14 protein-coding genes and 1 pseudogene are annotated in these 22,603 nt (G+C 66.8%); 4 read left to right on the forward strand and 11 right to left on the reverse strand.

The genetic code is table 11. The features are described from left to right. Positions 1-85: 85 nt before the first annotated feature. The 3 genes from acnB to VFE83_RS10910 are packed head-to-tail and all read right to left on the reverse strand — an operon-like array spanning position 86 to position 3,430. Positions 86-2,671, reverse strand: coding sequence for a bifunctional aconitate hydratase 2/2-methylisocitrate dehydratase (acnB, locus tag VFE83_RS10900; protein ID WP_324905989.1), 2,586 nt, complete (start codon positions 2,669-2,671; stop codon positions 86-88). A gap of 56 nt (positions 2,672-2,727) precedes the next feature. Then, positions 2,728-3,180 carry a type II toxin-antitoxin system VapC family toxin gene (locus VFE83_RS10905; protein WP_324905991.1) on the reverse strand — a complete coding sequence of 151 codons (453 nt, stop codon included), beginning with the start codon at positions 3,178-3,180 and terminating at the stop codon, positions 2,728-2,730. Between the two features lie 4 nt (positions 3,181-3,184). Next, entirely contained in the window at positions 3,185-3,430 is a 246-nt protein-coding gene (locus VFE83_RS10910) for an AbrB/MazE/SpoVT family DNA-binding domain-containing protein (RefSeq protein WP_216966511.1), read from the reverse strand. Positions 3,431-3,647: 217 nt separating this feature from the next. Here VFE83_RS10910 and acnA point away from each other — a divergent pair, with 217 nt between their 5' ends. Next, positions 3,648-6,413 carry an aconitate hydratase AcnA gene (gene acnA, locus VFE83_RS10915; protein WP_324905995.1) on the forward strand — a complete coding sequence of 922 codons (2,766 nt, stop codon included), beginning with the start codon at positions 3,648-3,650 and terminating at the stop codon, positions 6,411-6,413. Positions 6,414-6,656: 243 nt separating this feature from the next. Here acnA and VFE83_RS10920 read toward each other — a convergent pair whose 3' ends face one another. Continuing rightward, on the reverse strand, positions 6,657-7,100 hold the full coding sequence (locus VFE83_RS10920) for a nuclear transport factor 2 family protein (RefSeq protein ID WP_324905997.1): 444 nt from the start codon (positions 7,098-7,100) through the stop codon (positions 6,657-6,659). 186 nt (positions 7,101-7,286) lie between these two features. On the opposite strand from VFE83_RS10920, the gene VFE83_RS10925 reads away from it, so the two are divergent. Together VFE83_RS10925 and VFE83_RS10930 are read left to right on the forward strand one after the other, a co-directional pair. After that, positions 7,287-8,966: a long-chain fatty acid--CoA ligase gene (locus VFE83_RS10925; protein ID WP_324905999.1), complete on the forward strand. Its 1,680-nt coding sequence runs from the start codon at positions 7,287-7,289 to the stop codon at positions 8,964-8,966. Positions 8,967-9,130: 164 nt separating this feature from the next. Further along, positions 9,131-10,006 carry a crotonase/enoyl-CoA hydratase family protein gene (locus VFE83_RS10930; protein WP_324906001.1) on the forward strand — a complete coding sequence of 292 codons (876 nt, stop codon included), beginning with the start codon at positions 9,131-9,133 and terminating at the stop codon, positions 10,004-10,006. A gap of 21 nt (positions 10,007-10,027) precedes the next feature. Here the strand turns inward: VFE83_RS10930 and VFE83_RS10935 are convergent, their stop codons facing one another. From VFE83_RS10935 to VFE83_RS10960, 6 genes and pseudogenes are all read right to left on the reverse strand, one after another. Then, positions 10,028-12,208, reverse strand: a complete 2,181-nt coding sequence (locus VFE83_RS10935; protein ID WP_324906003.1) for an ATP-binding protein — start codon at positions 12,206-12,208, stop codon at positions 10,028-10,030. A 5-nt stretch (positions 12,209-12,213) separates the two neighbouring features. Then, a pseudogene (locus tag VFE83_RS10940) lies at positions 12,214-13,272 on the reverse strand (HD domain-containing phosphohydrolase); the annotation flags it as partial. A gap of 1,162 nt (positions 13,273-14,434) precedes the next feature. After that, on the reverse strand, positions 14,435-15,955 hold the full coding sequence (lysS, locus tag VFE83_RS10945; RefSeq protein ID WP_324906007.1) for a lysine--tRNA ligase: 1,521 nt from the start codon (positions 15,953-15,955) through the stop codon (positions 14,435-14,437). Positions 15,956-16,085: 130 nt separating this feature from the next. Then, positions 16,086-17,214 (reverse strand): peptide chain release factor 2 gene (prfB, locus tag VFE83_RS10950; protein WP_324906410.1). Its coding sequence is split into 2 segments (ribosomal slippage): positions 16,086-17,138 and positions 17,140-17,214, totalling 1,128 coding nucleotides; the frame shifts between segments, so codons are not numbered across the junction. Between the two features lie 113 nt (positions 17,215-17,327). Further along, a complete protein-coding gene (locus tag VFE83_RS10955) occupies positions 17,328-17,975 on the reverse strand; it encodes a YkvA family protein (protein WP_324906009.1) in 648 nt (215 codons plus the stop codon). Positions 17,976-18,052: 77 nt separating this feature from the next. After that, entirely contained in the window at positions 18,053-18,934 is an 882-nt protein-coding gene (locus tag VFE83_RS10960) for a LytTR family DNA-binding domain-containing protein (protein ID WP_324906011.1), read from the reverse strand. A 149-nt stretch (positions 18,935-19,083) separates the two neighbouring features. On the opposite strand from VFE83_RS10960, the gene VFE83_RS10965 reads away from it, so the two are divergent. Then, positions 19,084-20,265 (forward strand): acyltransferase family protein, encoded by a 1,182-nt coding sequence (locus VFE83_RS10965; protein WP_324906013.1) that lies wholly within the window; start codon positions 19,084-19,086, stop codon positions 20,263-20,265. 17 nt (positions 20,266-20,282) lie between these two features. Here VFE83_RS10965 and VFE83_RS10970 read toward each other — a convergent pair whose 3' ends face one another. Next, positions 20,283-22,511, reverse strand: a complete 2,229-nt coding sequence (locus VFE83_RS10970) for a hypothetical protein (RefSeq protein ID WP_324906015.1) — start codon at positions 22,509-22,511, stop codon at positions 20,283-20,285. Positions 22,512-22,603: the final 92 nt, after the last annotated feature.

Raw genomic sequence — 22,603 nt, forward strand, 5'->3', positions numbered from 1 at the left:
TCCGCGCAAACAAAAACCCCGGCCGAAGCCGGGGTTTCGTTGCTGCAGCGTCGCGATACCGACGCAGCGCGTCGCGGGGAAACAGTCAAGCCGCGACCGTCTCCGCCACCTGGCGGTAGTCCTCGATCTGGTCGAAGTTCATGTAGCGGTAGATCTCCGCGCCCTTGGCGTTGATCACGCCGATGTCGGCCATGTATTCCTCGCGCGTCGGGATGCGCCCCAGGCGCGAGCAGATGGCGGCCAGCTCGGCCGAGCCCAAGTACACGTTGGTGTTGCGGCCCAGGCGGTTCGGGAAGTTGCGGGTGGACGTGGAGAACACCGTCGCGCCTTCACGCGCCTGCGCCTGGTTGCCCATGCACAGCGAGCAGCCCGGCATTTCCATGCGCGCGCCGGCGGTGCCGAAGGTGCCGTAGTGGCCTTCCTTGGTCAGCTCCGAGGCGTCCATCTTCGTCGGCGGCGCGACCCACAGGCGGGTCGGGATGTCGCGCTTGCCTTCCAGCAGCTTCGCGGCGGCGCGGAAGTGGCCGATGTTGGTCATGCACGAGCCGATGAACACCTCGTCGATTTTGGCGCCGGCCACGTCGGACAGCGTCTTCACGTCGTCCGGGTCGTTCGGGCAGGCGACGATGGGCTCGACGATCTGGTTGAGGTCGATCTCGATGACCGCTGCGTACTCCGCGTCGGCATCGCCTTCCAGCAGCTGCGGGTTAGCCAGCCATGCTTCCATCGCCTTGATGCGGCGCGCCAGCGAACGCGGATCGGCATAGCCTTCGGCGATCATCCACTTCAGCAGCGTGATGTTGCTGTTGAGGTATTCGATGATCGGCTCCTTGTCGAGCTTCACCGTGCAGCCGGCGGCCGAACGTTCGGCCGAAGCGTCGGACAGTTCGAACGCCTGCTCGACCTTGAGGTGCGGCAGACCTTCGATCTCGAGGATGCGGCCGGAGAAGATGTTCTTCTTGCCCTGCTTGGCCACCGTCAGCAGGCCCTGCTTGATCGCGGCCAGCGGGATCGCGTTGACAAGGTCGCGCAGCGTGACGCCCGGCTGCATCTCACCCTTGAAGCGCACCAGCACCGACTCCGGCATGTCCAGCGGCATCACGCCCGTGGCGGCCGCGAATGCCACCAAACCCGAGCCTGCCGGGAACGAGATGCCCACCGGGAAACGCGTGTGCGAGTCGCCGCCAGTGCCGACGGTGTCGGGCAGCAGCATACGGTTGAGCCAGCTGTGGATCACGCCGTCGCCGGGGCGCAGCGCGATGCCGCCACGGTTGCTGATGAAGGCCGGCAGCTCGTGGTGGGTCTTCACGTCCACGGGCTTCGGGTAGGCGGCGGTGTGGCAGAACGACTGCATGACCAGGTCGGCGGAGAAGCCCAGGCACGCCAAGTCCTTCAGCTCGTCGCGCGTCATCGGGCCGGTGGTGTCCTGCGAACCCACGGAGGTCATCTTGGGCTCGCAGTACGTGCCCGGGCGGATGCCCTTCCCTTCCGGCAGACCGCAGGCACGACCGACCATCTTCTGCGCCAGCGAATAACCCTTGCCGGTGTCGGCGGGGTTCTGCGGCAGGCGGAACAGCGTGGACGGCGGCAGGCCCAGCGCTTCACGCGCCTTGGCGGTCAGGCCACGGCCGACGATCAGCGGAATGCGGCCGCCGGCGCGGACTTCGTCGAACAGCACGTCGGACTTCACGGAGAACTCGGCGATCACCTTGCCGTCCTTCAGCGCCTTGCCTTCGTACGGTCGCAGTTCGACCACGTCGCCCATGTGCATCTGCGATACGTCGAGCTCGATCGGCAGCGCGCCGGCGTCTTCCATCGTGTTGTAGAAGATCGGCGCGATCTTCGAGCCCAGGCACACGCCACCGAAGCGCTTGTTGGGGATGTACGGAATGTCCTCGCCGGTGAACCACAGCACCGAGTTGGTGGCCGACTTGCGCGAGGAACCGGTACCGACCACGTCGCCGACGTAGGCGACCAGATGGCCCTTGGCCTTCAGCGATTCGATGAAGGCGACCGGGCCGCGCTTGCCGTCTTCCTCCGGCTCGATGCCGTCGCGCTTGTTCTTCAGCATGGCCAGCGCGTGCAGCGGGATGTCCGGGCGCGTGGTGGCGTCGGGCGCCGGCGACAGGTCGTCGGTGTTGGTTTCGCCGGTCACCTTGAAGACGGTGATGGTCAGCGACTGCGGCACTTCCGGACGGCTGGTGAACCATTCGGCGTCGGCCCAGCTGCGCAGCACGGACTTCGCATTCGCGTTGCCCTTCTCGGCCTTTTCCTGGACGTCGTGGAACGCATCGAACATCAGCAGCGTGTGCTTGAGCGCGTCCGCCGCGACGGTGCCGACTTCGGCATCGTCCAGCAGTTCCACCAGCGGATGGATGTTGTAGCCGCCCAGCATGGTGCCCAGCAGCTGCGTGGCGCGCGCGCGGGAGATCAGCGCGTTCTTCTCGGTGCCGAACGCGACCGCGGCGAGGTACGAAGCCTTCACTTTGGCGGCATCGTCGACGCCGGCCGGAACGCGGTTGGTGATCAGGTCGAGCAGGAAGCCTTCATCGCCCGCCGGCGGGTTCTTCAGCAGTTCGATGACGTCGGCGGTCTGCTGCGCGGTCAGCGGCAGCGGCGGGATGCCCAGCGCGGCGCGCTCGGCAACGTGGTGGCGGTAGGCTTCCAACATGGTTTTCTCCAGGAAAAACTCGGGCGTTCTGTACGTGGTATGACGACGTGATGCGTTCAGGCGACCGTCTTGGGCACGATGATCTTCAGGCCCTTGAAGTAGTCGCGGAAAAACCCGGCATCCCGGGTGATAAGACCGGCGCACTGCAGCAACGCGTGCGCGCCGACGATGAAGTCCGGCACGGTGCGCGGGGAAATCTGGCCGCCCTGCCCCGCGGCGCGACGACGCTGGTTGAAGCGGCGCTGCATTTCGCCCGCGCGGATCGCCGAGCGGCGTTCCACGGGCAGGTAACGCATGCCCATCTCCTCGACCACATCCATGATGTCGGTGCCGTGGCCCAGGCCGGCCGTGATTTCGCTCACCACCACGTCGCAAAGGACGACCGGCCCCTGCGCCAGCGCATCGCGGACGCACTGCTCTGCCGCGTCGGCCATGCCCGCGTCCTCGCCGAGCAGGTCGATCAGCACGGACGTGTCGATGGCGATGGTGTTGCCCGCGGGCGTGGTCATCGCGTCAGACGTCCACCGGATCGCCCGGCGCGCGGCCGCGCAACTCGCGCATGATGTCGTCGGTGGTCACGCCTTCGGGCAGCTTGAAGCGGCCGCGCGCGCGCGAAATGGCGTCATCCACGTTCTTGCGCAGGATGATGCGACCGCCTTCCAGCTCCACCTTGAGCAGAGTGCCCTTGGTCAGGCCGAGGGCATCGCGCACCGCCTTGGGCAGGGTGATCTGGCCTCGTTCGGCCACGATGGCTTCCATGACGGACCTCCTCAGGACGCGGAACGTCTGACGAAACAGGTATGCACAAATGATACATACCTTTCCGTCCATACTCAATCGCGCATGCATATGCAAGCGCACAATAGGGCCCGTATTCAGGATCTCGACCGTCGTCCGGTTGCCTTAACGCCGGCAGCGGATAATCGACCGATCTCCGAGCCAGACTCGCCATTCAGCCACGCCGCCAGGAGGCCCCATGTCCCTCGATTCCTTCTCGACCCGCCGCCAGCTCTCCGTCGACGGCCGCACGCTCACCTATTTCAGCCTGCCGGCCCTGGGCGAACGCTTCGACATCCGCAAGCTCCCCTATTCGATGAAGATCCTGCTGGAGAACCTGCTGCGCCATGAGGATGGCGGGGCGACGGTGGGCAAGGAGCACATCGAAGCCGTCGCGACTTGGGACGCCTGCCGCGAGCCCGATACCGAGATCGCCTTCATGCCGGCGCGCGTCGTGCTGCAGGACTTCACCGGCGTGCCGTGCGTGGTGGACCTGGCGGCGATGCGCGACGCGGTCGCCAGGCTGGGCGGGGACCCCAAGCAGATCAATCCGCTGATCCCGTCCGAACTGGTCATCGACCACTCGGTGCAGGTGGACGTGTTCGGCCGGCCGGACGCGCTGGACCTCAACGGCAAGATCGAATTCGACCGCAACAAGGAGCGCTACAGCTTCCTGCGCTGGGGCCAGAAGGCGTTCGACAACTTCAAGGTGGTGCCGCCCAACACCGGCATCGTCCATCAGGTGAACCTGGAACACCTGGCCCGTGTGGTGGTGGAACGCGAAGTCGACGGCGAGCAGCTGGCCTTCCCCGACACCGTGTTCGGCACCGACAGCCACACGACGATGATCAACGGCATCGGTGTGCTGGGCTGGGGCGTGGGCGGCATTGAGGCCGAAGCGGCGATGCTCGGCCAGCCGTCGTCGATGCTGATCCCGCAGGTGGTGGGCTTCAAGCTGACCGGCGCCCTGCCCGAAGGCGCCACGGCCACCGACCTGGTGCTCACCGTGACGCAGATGCTGCGCAAGCTCGGCGTGGTCGGGAAGTTCGTCGAGTTCTTCGGCGACGGCCTGCAGCACCTGCCGCTGGCAGACCGCGCGACCATCGCCAACATGGCGCCGGAATACGGCGCGACCTGCGGCATCTTCCCGATCGACGCCGAATCGCTGAACTACCTGCGCCTGTCCGGCCGCAGCGAGGCGCAGATCGCGCTGGTCGAGGCCTACGCCAAGGCGCAGGGCCTGTGGCACGAGCCCGGCGCGCCGGAAGCCACCTACTCCACCACGCTGGAACTCGATCTTGGCGACGTGAAGCCGTCGCTCGCCGGCCCCAAGCGCCCGCAGGATCGCGTGCTGCTGGACGACGTCAAGCAGAACTACCGCGACAACCTGGGCCCGCTCACGGTCAACCGCGACAAGCGCTCGACCGACGTGTCCAACTTCGTCGCCGAGGGTGGTGGTGCCGCGGTCGGCAACGAGTCCCTGCACAAGGGCATGGCGGACATCACCATCAACGAGCAGAAGGTGCGGCTGAAGGATGGCGCGGTAGTCATCGCCGCCATCACCTCGTGCACCAACACCTCCAACCCGGCGGTGATGCTCGGCGCGGGCCTGCTGGCCCGCAACGCCGCCAAGCTGGGCCTGAAGGCCAAGCCGTGGGTGAAGACCTCGCTCGGGCCGGGCTCGCTGGTGGTGACCGACTACCTGCGCAAGGCCGGGGTGCTGGACGATCTGGAGAAGCTCGGCTTCTTCGTCGTCGGCTACGGCTGCACCACCTGCATCGGCAACTCGGGCCCGCTGCCGACCGAGGTCAGCGCCGGCATCGCCGCCGGCGACCTCGTCGTCGCCTCGGTGCTGTCGGGCAACCGCAACTTCGAGGGCCGCGTGCACCCCGAAGTGAAGATGAACTACCTGGCCTCGCCGCCGCTGGTGGTCGCGTACGCCATCGCGGGCACGGTCGACATCGACCTCAGCCGCGAGCCGCTGGGCCAGACGCCGGACGGCAAGGACGTGTTCCTGCGCGACATCTGGCCGAGCAACAAGGAAATCGGCGACGTCATTTCCGCCACGGTCGGGCCGGAGCTGTTCTCGCAGAACTACGCCGACGTGTTCAAGGGCGACACGCGCTGGAACCAGATCGCCTCGCCGGAAGGCGAATCGTTTGTCTGGGACGAGTCGTCGACCTACATCAAAAACCCGCCCTACTTCGAGGGCATGGGCATGCAGGCGGGCACCATCGCCGACATCGAAGGTGCGCGCGTGCTGGGCCTGTTCGGCGATTCGATCACCACCGACCACATCTCGCCGGCGGGCAACATCAAGAAGGATTCGCCGGCGGGCCGGTTCCTGATCTCGCGCGGGGTGCAGCCGGCCGACTTCAACAGCTACGGCAGCCGCCGCGGCAACGACGACGTCATGGTGCGCGGCACGTTCGCCAACATCCGCATCAAGAACCTGATGTTCGGCGGCGAGGAAGGCGGCAACACGCTGTACTTCGGCCGCGATGGCGCGGCGCCGGAGAAGATGTCGATCTACGACGCGGCCATGAAGTACAAGGCCGACGGCGTGCCGCTGGTCGTCATCGCCGGCAAGGAATATGGCACCGGCTCCTCGCGCGACTGGGCGGCCAAGGGCACCAACCTGCTGGGCGTGAAGGCGGTCATTGCCGAGAGCTTCGAACGCATCCACCGCTCCAACCTGGTCGGCATGGGCGTGCTGCCGCTGCTGTTCAACGACGGCGAAAACGCACAGACGCTGGGGCTGGACGGCTCGGAAGTCTTCAGCGTCACCGGCCTGCAGGACGGCGAATCCAAGCGCGCCACGGTCACGGCGAGCCGCAAGGACGGCAGCACCGTTTCGTTCCAGACCAAGGTGATGCTGCTGACGCCGAAGGAAGTGGAGTACTTCCGTCACGGCGGCATCCTGCACTACGTCCTGCGCCAGCTCGCCGCGAAGAAAGCGCTGTAACTCCGGACCGACGGAAGCCCGCCCGCCGCGCGCGCGGCGGGCGCGCCCTGGCACATACGCCCGGGGCTCTCGATCGTCATTCCCGCGAAAGCGGGAATCCATGGACGTTGTTTTCGCCTCACGTCAGGCAACGCGTTCGCCCATCCGTTCGCAGCTGATCGTTGGAACTGGCAAACACCCCGAAAAGTCCATGGATTCCCGCCTGCGCGGGAATGACGAGCAACAATTACAGCCGCTCCGCGCCTACAACCGCGGCGTCCATCGGGCGCTCGTCAGCCGCCACTCGCCATCGACTTCGCGCCAGCCCGTCTCCACGTCGTACAGCCGTGCCGAATCCGGGAGCACGGCGCCCGATCCGCCGGTGAGGCCCACGTTGAAGCGCGCGGTCGCGTGTCCTGGTTGCAAATCCACATCGACCGGGCCGAAAGCCGTGCCGACGTCGCGAAAGCGCAGGAACAGCAGCGCGGCCATGCGTCGCGCCCCGTCGCGGTCCAGCGACTGCGGGCCGACGAAGTCCTCCGCCAGCACCTCTTCCACCGCAGCGGCGTCGCGTCGTTCGATGGCCTCGCCCAGTTCGCCGATGGTCTCGCGCAGGCGTTGCTCCGGTGGCGTGCGACTGCACCCCGCCACCGCAAGCGCCAGCAGCACCACTACGACACAGCGCGTGTACCAGGTCATCCGGCCCATTCCCCTTCCTCTTCCGCCCAGTGCCCGCGAATCCTGCCACGTGCGCGGGCCAGGGCGCCGGACCTCGCCGCAACGCGCCTTGCCAGCCTCTGGAGCCTATGCTCCAATCGGTGCAAACCAGACCGTACGGTGCAGCATCGCAATCGAGCACCGGCGGCAACAACAGCGATTGGAGAGGGGATCGCGATGAGTTTCGAACGTCCGTGGCTGGCCCAGTATCCGCAAGGGGTTCCGGCCCAGATCGATGTGGACGAGTTTCCGTCCGTCGTCGCCGTGCTGGAAAGCGCGATCCAGAAGTACCGCGACCGCCCCGCCTTCGCCAATCTGGGCAAGACCCTCACCTACGCGCAGATCGACGAACTCAGCGCGCAATTCGCGGCCTACCTGCTGGGCGAGCTGAAACTCAAGAAGGGCGATCGCGTCGCGATCATGATGCCCAACTGTCTGCAGTACCCCATCGCCACCTTCGGCGTGTTGCGTGCGGGCCTGACGGTGGTCAACACCAATCCGATGTACACGGCGCGCGAACTGCGCCATCAGCTGGTCGATTCCGGTGCCAGCGCGATCCTGGTGCTCGACAACTTCGCGCACACCGTGCAGGAAGTCATCGGCGACACGCAGATCAAGCAGGTCATCACCACGGGCCTGGGCGACATGCTCGGCTTCCCGAAGGGCGCGGTGGTCAACTTCGTCCTGAAGTACATCAAGAAGATGGTGCCGGACTACGATCTGCCGGGCGCCATCCGCTTCCGCGACGCACTGTCCCTGGGCCAGCGCCACACGCTGCCGGAGGTGGAGATCTCGCCGCAGGACATCGCGTTTTTGCAATACACCGGCGGCACCACCGGCGTGGCCAAGGGCGCGATGCTCACGCACCGCAACATGGTCGCCAACATGCAGCAGGCGGCGGCGTGGGTGGGCACCAACGTCAAGTACGGTGAGGAGATCATCATCACCGCGCTGCCGCTGTACCACATCTTCGCGCTGACCGCGAACGGCCTGGTCTTCATGAAGTTCGGTGGACTGAACTACATGATCACCAACCCGCGCGACATGAAGAACTTCGTCAAGGAGCTCAAGGGCGTGCGCTTCACCGCCATTACCGGCGTGAACACGCTCTTCAACGGCCTGCTCAACACGCCGGGTTTCAGCGAACTGGATTTCTCCAGCCTGCACCTCACGCTGGGTGGCGGCATGGCCGTGCAGCGCGCGGTGGCCGATCGCTGGAAGCAGGTCACCGGCGTCACCCTGGTGGAAGCCTATGGCCTCACCGAATCCGCGCCGGCCGCGTGCATCAACCCGATGGACCTGGCCGACTACAACGGCGCCATCGGCCTGCCCATCTCCTCCACCGACGCCTGCGTCAAGGACGAGAACGGCAACATGCTGCCGTTGGGCGAGGTCGGGGAGCTGTGCATCAAGGGCCCGCAGGTCATGAAGGGTTACTGGAACCGCCCCGAGGAAACTGCCGCCGCCATCGACCCGGACGGCTGGCTGCACACCGGCGACATGGCGCGGATGGACGAGCAGGGCTTCTTCTACATCGTCGACCGCAAGAAGGACATGATCCTGGTGTCGGGCTTCAACGTGTACCCGAACGAGGTCGAGGACGTGATCGCGATGATGCCGGGCGTGCTCGAAGTGGCCGCCGTCGGCGTGCCTGACGAGAAGTCCGGCGAGGCGGTCAAGGTGGTCATCGTCAAGAAGGACCCCGCGCTGACCGCCGAACAGGTCAAGGCGCACGCCCGCGAGAACCTGACCGGCTACAAGCATCCCAAGTTCGTCGAGTTCCGCACCGAACTGCCCAAGACCAACGTCGGCAAGATCCTGCGTCGCGAACTGCGGGACGCACCGGCCGCACACTGACGGCCCGCACCCCGTCCGTCGGACACTTTGGAAAGCCCCTCCGGTCCCGGAGGGGCTTTCTCTTTTGGCGCGACACCGGGGTGTAGCATCGGCCGCGTGGGCACCATCCCCGCCGCTCGCTGCCCACTCCCTGCCTGCGGGCGGCCTGTGCCGAGGACCGCAACATGACGATGATCGAGAAGCTGCACCGCACACGCGCCTACCCGACCCTGCGCGTCGAATCCGACCCCGCAGGCAACACGCACTGGATGTACATGCACAACGACTACGCTCAGGGCGCGCGGCCGTGCTTCCGCACGGAACTTATGGATGACATGTGGAGCTTCCTCTCCTCGATCACCCTGCGCGAGAACCAGCGCCAGAGCGGACGCCTGCGCCATGTCGTACTGGCTTCCAGTGCGCCTGGCGCGTTCAACCTGGGCGGCGACCTGCAACTGTTCTCGCAACTGATCCGCGCCGGCGACCGCGAACACCTGATGGCCTACGCGCGTCGCTGCGTCGATGGCGTGCATCACTTCCACAATGGTCTGGGCGGCGACGTTCGCACCATCGCGCTGGTCCAGGGCGACGCGCTGGGTGGCGGCATGGAACTGGCGCTGTCGTGCCACACCATCGTCGCCGAGGAAGGCGTCGAAATGGGACTGCCGGAGGTGATGTTCGGCCTGTTCCCGGGCATGGGCGCGTATTCGTTCCTGTGCAAGCGCGTGGCGCCGAACCTGGCCGAGCGCCTGATCCTGGAAGGCTCGATCCTGCCCAGCCAGGAGTGGCACCGCATGGGCGTGGTCGACATCCTCGTGCCGAAGGGCGAAGGCGAAGTCGCGGTCAACGACCTGATCCGCCGCGAGCAGCGCGCGCCGTTCGCTCACCTGGCGATGAACGCCGTGCGCGCCATCGGCCAGCCGGTCGGCTACGACGAGCTGATGGGCATCACCGAGGTGTGGGTCGACACGGCGCTGGCGCTGGGCGACAAGGCGCTGCGGACGATGGAGCGCATCGTGCGGGCGCAGGAGCGCCGGTCGGGCACGGAGGCCGCCGCCTGATCGCAGCGGCAGCAGGGGAAATCAGGGGGAGCGCTCGCCTTCGCCGCGCGAGCCGCGCTGTTGTTGGCGGGCGTCGAGCGCTGCCCTGCCCTGGCCCAGCCGTTCGCGCAGACGGGTCAGGTGCGACGACCAGTCGCGTGCCAGTTGCCAGTCGGGCACGCGCATCAGCTCCCCGCTGATCGCCGCGAGCTTGATCAGGCCGAGGTTGCTGGCCACGCCCTTGAGGGCGTGGGCCTGGTCGCGCGTGCGGTCCCAGTCGGCGTTGTGCGCCGAGGTTTCGATCTGCGCCAGACACTTGTCCGCATCGGCCAGGCACTGCGCGATGAATTCGCGCTCGAAGTTGGCACCCATGCCCAGCGCGCCCAGTTCGTCCAGCACGGAACTGTCGAAATGGCTGTCGCCGGCGACGGCCGCGTCGGCGCGCGGCGGCGCGACCACCGTGGTGCCGGTGACGCGCTGGTTGGCCGCGATGTCGGCCAGGGTGTCGAGCAGGCGCGTCGTCGACACGGGCTTGGAAAGGAATGCGCGCGCGCCGGCCTGCTCGCAGGCCTGGATGGATTCGGTCGTGACATCGGCGCTGAGGATGACCACCGGCGTGCGCCGGCCGCTGCCGGCTTCCATCACGCGCAGTTGCCGCAGCAGGTCCAGGCCGCTCACGTCCGGCATGTGCAGATCGGTGATCACCGCGTCGTAGTCGGACGTGGCGAGCGAATCGAGCACCTGCTCGCCGCCTTCCACGCAGATCACGCGATGGCCGGCCTTCTGCAGCAGCCGCTGCAGCACCATGCGGTTGGCGATGTGGTCGTCGGCCACCAGGATCGACAGTGACCGCACCCGCGCACGGTGGCGCAGGAACGGGTCGCTGAAGGCGATGACGTTGCGTGGGGCCTCGGCGGCGCTGCCATCCGCGGCGGTGCCCGCGTCGGTCGCAGCCTCCGCCGGCAGCTCGACAGGCTGGAACGGCAACTCCACCCAGAACCGGCTGCCGCGCTGCTCCACGCTCTCGAAGCCGATCGTGCCGCCCATGGCTTCAGCCAGGCCCTTGGCGATCGTCGTCCCCAGGCCGGTGCCGCCATAGCGTCGCGCCAGGCCGACGTCCGCCTGCTCGAAGGCCTCGAACAGTCGCTGCCGCATCGCCACCGGAATGCCGATGCCGGTGTCGGAGATCGTGAAACGCAGCCGCACGCTGTCGTCCTCGCGCGCGCTGACGCTCACTTCCACGTGTACCGTGCCCTGGTCGGTGAACTTCACCGCGTTGCCGGCCAGGTTGATCAGGATCTGGCGCAGGTGCACCACGTCGCCGCGCACGCACTCGGGCACGTCGCCGGCGATCGACGCCTCGTACCGGAGCTGCTTTGCGCGTGCCTGCGGCTGCAGGATGAGGCCGATGCTCTCGATCAGCTCGCGCGGGGTGAACTCGACCAGGTCCAGCTTGAGCTTGCCGGCCTCGATGGCGGAAATGTCCAGCACGTCCTCGACCAGCGCCAGCAGGCTGCGCGTGGAGGCCTGGATGGTGCTCAGGCACTCGCGCTGTTCGGTGTCCAGGCGCGTGGTCGCCAGCAGTTCGGACATGCCCGCCAGCCCGTTGAGCGGCGTGCGGAACTCATGGCTCATGTTGGCCAGGAAGCGGCTCTTGGCCTCGTTGGCCCGGCGCGCTTCCTCGGTCGCCCGCGTCAGGGCGCGCAGCAGGCCGGACAGGTACAGCGGAATTGCGACCAGGCCCAGCAATAGTCCTACGCCCAGCACGCGGTTGTTCTGCCAGTACTCGTTGAATGCCACCACCAGCCCGAAGCTGGCGAACGCCATCGCCACGGCGCCGTACAGGTAGTTGTTGCCGAAGCGCAGGCCGTTGCCGATCGTGACCCACATGATGATCACGTACACCCACGCCAGCGGCTCGCCGATGTGGATCATCGCCGCGGACATCAGCCCGTAGTCGGAGATCATGCCGATGATGCGGCGTACGTGGGACTTGGCCGGACGCCACAGGATCCAGGCGATCAACACCGCGCCGACCGCGAAGCCGGTTTCCACCATCAGCAGGACGTTGCGGTACTCGTGCGACGGCAGCGACCCGCTGGAACCGCGCACGAGCATGTACACCAGCACCACGAAGAGCACCGCCAGGCGCACGAAGGCCTGGCCATGTTCGCTGTCCGTGCGTTTGGCCAGGGTCCTTTGCAGCTTGCCCAGGACGCTCATGCGGCTCACTCCAGGCCGGGACGTGCCGACACCGTCGAAAAGCGGTTGCAGATGTCTTCCAGCCGCTCGCGGCTGCGGATCAGGGCGTCGACGCACCGCGGATCGAACAGCCGGCCGCGCTGCGCATACAGGTAGCCCAGCGCCGCATCCACGTCCCAGGCCTTCTTGTAAGGCCGCGGCGAGATCAGCGCGTCGAACACGTCGGCAACGGCGACTATCCTGGCTTCCAACGGGATTTCCTCGCCGCGCAGGCCATCAGGATACCCGCTGCCGTCGTATCGCTCGTGATGACGCAGGGCGATCAGGGCGCCGGCCTGGATGAATCGGTTCTGGCTGCCGCTGAGCAGCTCGTAGCCGATGCGCGGGTGCCGGCGCATGACGATGGTCTCGTCCTCCGACAGCGGCCCGGTCTTCATCAGCACCGCGTCGGGGATGGCGATCTTGCCGATGTCGTGCAGCGGCGCGGCCATCTCGATCACGCGCACCTCGTCCTCGAACATGCCCAGCTGTTCGGCGATCAGCCCGGCCACGTGGGCCATGCGCTCCAGGTACGCACTGGTGCCCGCGTCGCGGTACTCGATGGCGCGCGCCAGACGCGAGAGCGTCTCGCGCTCGCGCTCCTCCACCTCGTGCATGCTCGACAGCAGGCGTTGCTCCAGGGACAGCGCACGCTGCTTCACCGTCTCGGACTGCTGGCGCAGCTGCAGGAGGTTGCGGCAGCGCGCCCGCAGCTCGCGCGGGCGCACCGGCTTGACCAGGAAGTCGATGACGCCGGCTTCCAGCGCGGCCTGCCGTACCGGCTCGTCGCCGACCACGGTGACCAGGATGATCGGAATGTCGCGGTGCAGGGGCAGCCGACGGAACCGGCGGGCGAACTCCAGCCCGTCCAGCTGCGGCATCCGGTAGTCCAGCAGCAGGAGGTCGGGCTGGTTGGTCTCGCACCAGCCCAGGGCGGTCTCGGGGTCGCCGAAATCCGACACCTTCAGCTCGGACGAGATGTCCTCGATGATGTGGCGCAGCATCGTGCGCGCGGAGGTTTGATCATCAACGATGACTACGTTCACATGACGATCCGTATGAGCCGCCACCCCCTGTGGTGGCCGAGCGGGCAGCATACCCCGGGGCGGCTGGGCCCGCAGCCGAGACCTTCCCGTCCTGTGATTGGCATCGGCGCTCGCGGCGCCGGGTTTAGCGTGATTTCACCGTCAGACGGCGTGCGGCAATGTTTCAGGTGAAATCGTTGCTTGTGGCGATCCGTGGCGCTGTGCGCCAAGGTCGGAATGCCATCGGCTGCCGTTCGCCGGCTGCCGCAGTGCCGCGCAGGCATCCGGTTGGGATGAGCCGCCAATGCCATCCATGGCGATGCACGACCGGGTTCGGATCGCCCGCCCCGGCCATCCATGCCCGGGCGTTCGGAAGCGCGAGCGAGTGGCAAGACTGTTCGCTTGACGACCCGGATCCCGGTCTTCGCCGGGGCGACGATGGAGGTGTTCAACGCATCAAGCTCCTCTCCCGCCGGGAGGGGGTTGGGGTGAGGGTCGGGACGTGCGGTGCTCTGATGATCGCGGCGCGCGGTTTCGATCACTTGCAGCACAGCGAATGGATTCCAGCTTTCGCTGGAATGACGGTGAAAAGACTGCCCACGTGACGGGCTGGATCCAGCTTTTGCTCGAATGGCGGGAGCGGGCTGTTCGGGTCACAGCCTGGATCTTGCTCGCGTAATGGGCTGGATCCCGGCCTTCGCCGGGATGACGGTGAAGGTATGCGACGCATCAAGCCCTCTCCCGCCGGAGAGGGGTTGGGGTGAGGGTCGGGACGTGCGGCGCTCTGACGATCGCGGCGCGCGGTTCGATCATTTGCAGCACAGCGAATGGATTCCAGCTTCGCTGGAATGACGGTGGGAGTGGCGATGAGCGTCCGGCTTCGGATCGCCCGGCCCGGCCATCCATGACGGGGCGTTCGGCCGGGCGTGCGGCAGTGCCGCGCAGCATCAGTTTCGAATGAGTCGCTAATGCCGTCCATGGCGGTGCGCGTCCGGCTCCGGGTCGCCCGGCCCGGCCATCCATGGCCGGGCGTTCGTCAGGCCCGCGGCAGTGCCGCGCAGCATCAGTTTCGAATGAGTCGCTAATGCCGTCCATGGCGGTGCGCGACCAGCTTCGGATCGCCCGGCCCGGCCATCCATGGCCGGGCGTTCGCCGGGGCCCGCGGCAGTGCCGCGGGCCCAGCTCACCCCACTTCAGGGCGCATGTAGGGGAACAGGAGGACGTCGCGGATCGAGGCCGAACCGGTCATCAGCATCACCAGTCGGTCGATGCCGATGCCCAGCCCGCCGGTCGGCGGCAGGCCGACTTCCAGTGCGCGGATGTAGTCGGCGTCGTAGTGCATCGCCTCGTCGTCGCCGCCCTCCTTCGCCGCGACCTGGGCGCGGAAGCGCTCGGCCTGGTCCTCTGGGTCGTTCAGCTCGGAGAAGCCGTTGGCCAGTTCCTTGCCGTTGACGAACAGCTCGAAGCGGTCGGTGATGCCCTTCTCGTCGTCGCTCTCGCGCGCCAGCGGCGAGACTTCCACCGGGTAATGGGTGATGAAGGTCGGCTGCACCAGCTGGTGCTCGGCCGTCTTTTCGAAGATCTCCAGCAGCAGCTTGCCCCAGCCGTAGTCGGCCTTGACCGGAATGCCCAGACGCTTGCAGTGCGCCGCCAGCGCGTCGCGGTCGCGGCAGTCGGCGACGCTGATCTCCGGGTTGTAGTGGCGCACCGCTTCATCCAGGCGCCAGCGACGGAACGTCGGGCCCAGGTCGATGTCGGCACCGTCCCAATGCATCTGCGTAGTGCCCAGCACCTCGACCGCCACGTCGCGGATGAGGCCCTCGGTCAGGTCCATGATCTGCGTGTACGTGGCGTACGCCTCGTACAGCTCCAACATGGTGAACTCGGGGTTGTGGCGGGTCGAGACGCCTTCGTTGCGGAAGTTGCGGTTGATCTCGTACACGCGCTCCAGGCCGCCGACCACCAGGCGCTTGAGATACAGCTCCGGCGCGACGCGCAGGTACAGCTGCAGGTCCAGCGCGTTGTGGTGAGTGACGAACGGTTTGGCCGCGGCGCCGCCGGGGATGTAATGCATCATCGGCGTTTCGACTTCGAGGAAGCGCCGCGTGTCCAGCCACGCGCGCATCGCGCGGATGATCTTGCTGCGCTTGACGAACACGTCGCGCGCTTCGGGCGTAACGATCAGGTCGACATAGCGCTGACGGTAGCGCTGCTCCACGTCGGCCATGCCGTGGAACTTGTCCGGCAGCGGGCGCAGTGCCTTGGTCAGCAGGCGCAGCGACGACGCCCTGACCGACAGCTCGCCGGTGCGGGTGCGGGTGAGCTCGCCCTCGACCGACACGATGTCGCCCAGGTCGAGGTTCTTGAAGACGTCGTACGCATCGCCCAGCAGGTCCTTCTTCAGCCACAGCTGGATGCGGCCGGACTCGTCCTGGATCTGGGCGAAGCCCGCCTTGCCCATGTCGCGCTTGAGCAGCACGCGGCCGGCCAGCGCGACGCGGTGCGCCTTCCCGTCCAGCGCCTCGGCATTCCACTGCTCGGCATCGGCGTACTGCGCCTGCAGATCGCCTGCGTAATCGCTGCGGCGGAAGTCGTTGGGAAACGCGATGCCCTCCCCGCGCAACGCCGTGAGTTTGGCGCGACGCTCGGCGATCAGGAAGTTCTCGTCGGTGTGCGTCTGCGGAGCGGGCGTCTGGTCGGTCATGGGATGGGATCTGAAAGTATTGGGTCGTCTTGCTCGTCATCCCCGCGAAGGCGGGGATCCAGTGTCTTGAGAATCAGGTCCCGGAGCAAAGTCCCTGGATTCCCGCTTTCGCGGGAATGACGTGCGGGATTTATACCGCGTCGGCGCGTTTCGAGCCGGCTTCCAGGCCGGACTTCAGGCTGGCCTCGACGAACTCGTCCAGGTCGCCGTCCAGCACCTTCTGCGTGTCGCTGCGCTCAATACCGGTGCGCAGGTCCTTGATGCGGCTCTGGTCCAGCACGTAGTTGCGGATCTGGCTGCCCCAGCCGATGTCGGACTTGGTGGCTTCCACCGCGTCGCGCTCGGCGTTGCGCTTCTGGATTTCCAGTTCGTACAACTTCGCCGCGAGCATCTTCATGGCGCGGTCGCGGTTGGCGTGCTGGCTGCGTTCGGTCTGGCAGGCCACGACGATGCCGGATGGCACGTGCGTGATGCGCACCGCCGACTCGGTCTTGTTGACGTGCTGGCCGCCTGCGCCGGAGGACCGGTACACGTCGGTCTTCAGGTCGGCCGGATTGATCTCGATGTCGATCTTGTCGTCGACTTCCGGCGAGACGAATACCGACGTGAAGCTGGTATGGCGGCGGTTGTCGGAGTCGAACGGCGACTTGCGCACCAGCCGGTGCACGCCCGTCTCGGTCTTGAGCCAGCCATAGGCGAAATCGCCTTCCACGCGGAAGGTCGCCGACTTGATGCCGGCCACGTCGCCGCCGCTGACTTCCATCAGTTCGGCTTTCCAGCCGCGCGACTCGGCCCAGCGCAGGTACATGCGCAGCAGGATCTCGGCCCAGTCCTGCGCCTCGGTGCCGCCGGCGCCGGCCTGGATGTCGACGAACGCGTTCGCGCCATCCATCTTGCCGGAGAACATGCGCTGGAACTCGAGCTTCTCGACGTCCTTCGCGTAGCGCTCGACGTCGTCGACCACCGCCTGCGCGGTGCCCTCGTCGCTTTCCATCTCGGCCAGTTCGAGCAGTTCCTCCGCGCTCACCAGACCTTCGGTCAGGCTGCGGATGCCACCGACTACCTTGTCGAGCGAGGAGCGTTCGCGACCCAGCGACTGGGCCCGTTCGGCGTCGTTCCAGACGTCGGGGCTTTCCAGTTCGCGGTTTACTTCTTCAAGACGTTCGACTTTTCCGTCGTAGTCAAAGATACCCCCTCAGCGCATCCAGCCGACCCTTCAGGTCGGCGATGCGCTGGCGGACGGGATTGAGCTCGATCATGTCCAGGTGCGATTCGGTCAAAGGAACCGGCGATTCTAACAAACCGCTCGGCCGCGGCGGACCTGATCGAACTGGGCGCGTGACCCGCTAAACGAGCCGCCTGCCCAAAGGCGCTACCTGCCCACCGAGAACCGCGGCGGGCCCGGTCGCCAGCCGGAATCGGAGTAGCGCCGTACCGGCCCGTAGCCGCTGCTGCCACCAAAGCCCATCCCGAACCCGCTGCCGAAACCGCCACGGAAATCGCGATTGCGCCGGCGATGCATGCGGTCCTGCAGTTCCTCGCGCCGGCCTTCCAGCCAGTCGGCACGGCCCACGGTGGCGGGGTCGAGCTTGCGACGCTCGGCCTCGCGCTGCCGGTATTCGATGAAATCGTTGTACGCCTCGATCTCGTGCTGCATTTCGCGCGCGCACAACTCGATCATGATGGCGTCGTCGATGAAGCCCAGCACCGGCACGTTGTCCGGGATGACGTCGGCACCATGGGCGAAGTACGACAGCGCGGCGCGCACGTTGGCGCAGTCCTCCGCAGGCAGCGACCAGCCCTCGTCGCGCGCCATCGCCACCAGCGTGCCGACCAGTTCCAGCCGCTCCTTCACGAACTGCGGCGGATTGCTCTGCTGCGCCTTGGTCACCAGCTCGGTGGCCGCGTCGATGACCTGCGTGTCGCTGAGGCCGGCCGAGGCCTGCTTCGCCGATTCGACCACACCAGCGAAGTGCTGCAGATCCTGGTCCGACAGTTCGAGATTGATGGTCAACGGCATGACGCGCGCTCCTGGCCCCGGGTGAGGCTGTTCAGCCTAGGTGCGTGAATGTTGCGGCCGCGTCAAAGCGGTCGGCTTCAGGTGAAGCCCGCACGCTCGCGCAACGCCTCGCGATGCCGGCGACTGCAGGGCAGCACGGTCCCGTCGGCCAGGTGCACGCGTGCATCGCCGGTATCCAGCGGTTCGATCGAAGCCACCTGCCCCAGGTTGACCACGTAACTGCGGTGGATGCGGGCGAAGCGCGCGGGGTCCAGGCGCTCCTCGATGGCCGCCATCGTGCAGCGCAGCGGATAGTCGTGGCCGCGGACGCGCAGGTTCACGTAGTTGCCGGCTGCCTGCAGCCATTCCACGTCGGCCGCGGCGACCAGGAAGTCACGCCCGAGCTTGCGCACGAGGAACCGGTCGGGCCGCTCGACCGGCTCCACCGGCGGTCCCTCGTCCGGCTCGCCGAGCAGGCTGGCCTCGCCCTGCAGTCGGCGCCGGATGAAGCGGTAGCCCTCGATCAGCACGACCATGCCGGCGTAGCTGCGCACGTCCTTGAGGTATTCGTAGGTCAGCTGCTGCAGCCAGGGGCCGAAGTCGTATTCGACTCCGTGAACCGCGTACACCACCTCGCGGATCGCCACCATGCCCAGCACGTGGACCACGCTGAACACCATGCTGGCCAGCAGGTGAAGGGGCAGCGTCCGCCGCCAGGTGTCCCAGTGCAGCGGTGCGTGCCGGGTGAACCAGACGACGGCTGGTACCAGTGCCAGCATGACCACGCCGCTCGACCATTCCCAGGTGACCGGCTCCCACGCGGCGAAGCCCAGCCCGTTGCGGCGGATGTCGATCAGCACGGTCACGCTGTTGGTGACGGCATTGATCAGGGCGGTGAGCACCCAGAAACCGATCTCGAAAGTGCGGCGCCAGCCGTGCGAGGGGAACGGAACGGGCGACGGAGGCGAAGGCGCATTCATCCGCCCGGATTGTAGGCGCAGGCCGCCACCGCCCGTCCCTGCCCGCCTGCGGCTCGTCCCAGACGCCCATCGCTTCGTCACTTCGCGCTGGAAGCCGGCTCCCGCGCGGCCAACAGTGCAGGTGTCATCCACGCAAGGGACGCACCGCCGTGAGCCGCCGCTACTTCCTCGACTGGGTCCGCATCGGCGCGTTCGCGCTGCTGGTCCTCTACCACGTCGGCATGTACTACGTGACCTGGGACTGGCACGTCAAAAGCCTGTTCGCCAGCCGCACGCTGGAGCCGTTCATGCTGATGAGTTCGCCGTGGCGCCTGTCGCTGCTGTTCTTCATCTCGGGCGTCGCGACAGCGTTCCTGCTGGGCAAGGGCGAGCATGGCTTCCTGCGCAGGCGGTCGTGGCGGCTGCTGGTGCCGCTGGCGTTCGGCATGCTGGTCCTCGTCACGCCCCAGTCCTATTACGAGGTGGTCGAGAAGCTGCCCGGCGGTTACCACGATGGCTACCTGGCGTTCTGGGCGCGCTACCTGCAGGCCGACCCCAATTTCTGCCGCGACGGCGAGTGCCTGGCCGTGCCGACCTGGAACCACCTGTGGTTCGTGGTCTATCTGTGGGCCTACACCGTGGTGCTGTGCGTACTGCGCTGGATCGCACCGGATGCGCTTTCACGCATGTCCGAGCGACTCGCCGCCTGGCTCGGCCGCGGCTACGGACTGCTTGTCTGGCCCGCGCTGTTCCTGATCGTGGTGCGCCTGGCGCTGGTGGGCCGCTTCGAGTCGACCCATGCGCTGGTGGACGACTGGTACAACCACGCCCAGTACCTGCCGCAGTTCCTGCTGGGATTCGCCGTGGCGAAATCGCAGACCGTATGGGACCGGTTCGCCACCCTGCGCTGGCCGGCAGCGCTGATTTCGGTGGCTGGCTATGCGTTCATCGTCTGGTACTTCGGCCTCTACGGCGGCGACAGCACGCCGCCGGACGCATTGCGCGCGGTGCAGCGCGCCGTGTGGGGCCTGTTCCAGTGGAGCGCCATCGTCGCGATCATCGGCTTCGCCGCAAGCTGGTCGCCGGGCGACAGCCGCGCGCGCCGCTATCTCACCGAAGCCGTCTTCCCGGTGTACATCCTCCACCAGACCATCATCGTCGTCCTCGCACACAACCTGCAGCCGCTCGGCCTGCCTCCGCCGATCGAAGGTCCACTGCTGGTGCTGGCGACGCTTGCGCTGTGCTTCGCCGCCTTCGAGCTGGTACGGCGGGTGGGATGGATGCGGCCGCTGCTGGGTCTGGGTCCGCGGCCTGCACGCCAGGCGGCCAGCGTGATCGCCGACGCGGTCTGACCGCAAGGATGGCGGCGTTATCGCTGCCGCCATCCGGCCTCGATCATGCGCAGGGGGCTGAAGCGGAAGTTCAGGCGATGCGACCCGCCCGGCGCGCAGACGGCGCGGAACAGACCGTTGGCCCGGACCAGCGGCATCTCGCGTCCGTCCACTTCGGCCCACCACCCGGGCGCATCGATTTCGTTCAATACCAGCCAACTGGAGGCCTCGGCGGAATATTCGACCGTAACCGCATTGGCCTTGTAGTCCACCGCGCCCACGCGCGCCGCGCGAGTCGTGCCGAGGCACTCGGAGCCACGTACGGCAGCTTCCGGCAGCCACACGTGCGAGCGGAAATCAGTGCCGACGAAGCGCTCGGCCGGAGGTTCGCTTCCGCCGTGCGGCAAGGCCACGGTCGGACTGAGCACGCGAGGCAACACGGTATCGCGCAGGACCCAGTGGTAACCGTCGAGGTGCACCGATCCGGGCATTGGCTCGCGCGACACGATCGTGCGCAGGCCCAGCAGATCGAACAGGCCAGCGTTGAAGTCCGGCGCCCATTTGGTGAACGGACGCTCGGACGGTTTGCGGATCACGCCGGGCGACGCGCCTGCCAAGCGCACGTACGGCAGATAAAGCATCGGGTTGTAGCCCGACGTCATGGCGAGGTGGCGCACGGTGGCGCCGTTTACCAGGTCATCCAGGCCGATTGGCTCGAAGCGTTGCGGCACCGGGCCATCACCCTGCAACTGGTCGCGCAGTCGCAACAACACAGGCGCCATCGGCGATTTGCCCGCATCCGGCCAGTCCGCACTGCGATACAGCTTGCGCGTCTCGTTGCGCGAACCGTAGTAGCGGCCGCGTACGTTGTGTGCGGCCATGTCGATCGCGATCAGCGCGAGCATTGCGAGCACTACTTGCGGCCTCAGGTCAGCCCGACCGCGCAGCAACCAGGCGGCCGCGCCACCAATAACGATGGTCGCGGCGACGCCTCGCAGGGCACCCGGCCATTGCAGGACCACGAATGCGTACCACACGGCATATGTCACCAGTGCCGCGATCATCAGCCATCCCGGCCAGTTGACGCGGTAAGGCATGGAGCGCGAGCGCGCCTCCAACGCCAGCGCCGCGAGCAGCGCGCTCGCCGGCACGAACAGGAACAGGCTGTCTGCCGGACGCTTGAAAAGATCCACGCCCGGAAGGTAGTGATACAGCCACGTGTAGATCGGAGTTCGCGTTCCGAGCGCGTAGACGATTGCGATGACGATGCCGGCGATCAGTCCGCGCGCCAGGCGGCGATGCTCGGGCGACAGGTTGCCGCCCCACATGGCCCACACTGCCAGCGGCACCGCGCCCAGGTACATGTAGTCCTGGGTCAGGTCTCCGCTGCCGAGGTAGCGGTCCCTGAAGTAGTCGATACCCAGCAACGTGCCAAAGGCATCCCATGACAGCGGGCCGACGGCCACCTGGTCCAGCGTGATCTGCTGGCGGTTCGTAAAGGGCAGCCAGGCGAATGTTGCAAGCCATTGCGGAAGGCAGATCAACATGGCGACCACGCCGGCCAAGGCCAGATGGGCGAGGAACGCCCATCGGCGCGTGCGCGGCTGCATCACAAGCAGGCCTATCCCGTACGCAATGGCGGCAACGGCGATCAGGAAGGTCACCTGCGTCATCTGCAAAGCACACAGGCCGCCTATGAGACCAGCCAGTGCACTGCGGCCTGCCGACGGTCGTTCTGCCAGCCGGTGCAGGCTCCACCAGAGCCACGGGATGAAGGCATAGCTCACGATCATCGGGACGTGTTGCATGCGCGATGCCGCCACGCCTCCGAACATCAACGTCAGCGCGAACAGCAACTGCGCAGGCGCCTGCAATCCGTAGCGCCTGGCCAGCAGCACCGCACCGATCCCGGCGAACGCAACGTGCAGCACGATTACCGCACTGAACCATGTCAGGGACGGCAGCGGCGACAGCAGCATCGGCAGGATGACCGTCGGCTGGAATGTCATCCCCTGAGGATCGGCGAAATGCGGATAACCGCCGAACAGGTACGGGTTCCACCACGGGCCTTCCAACCCGCGCAATTGCTGCACGGTGAAAGCTACCGCCGGATAGAACTCCTGCTCGGCGTCGTACGGAAGTGCCTTCTGACCGATCAACCAGGGCAGGCAAAGCACCAGCCAGACGATCAGCAGCGTGCGGATGGGATGCGAGAGCGCGAGAGCGCCCAGTCGCGCCGGAAACGTGCGGAGTGTCGTCGGGAGCATCGGATCCTGATGCGGAAGTCCAGTGAGCACCACACCGCTTTGACCCCTACGGCGCGATGCCCGGATTATCACGAGGGCGCGAGCGCATTACC

Source organism: Lysobacter sp. (genome assembly GCF_035655815.1).
In the GTDB taxonomy this organism is placed as follows: domain Bacteria; phylum Pseudomonadota; class Gammaproteobacteria; order Xanthomonadales; family Xanthomonadaceae; genus Lysobacter_J.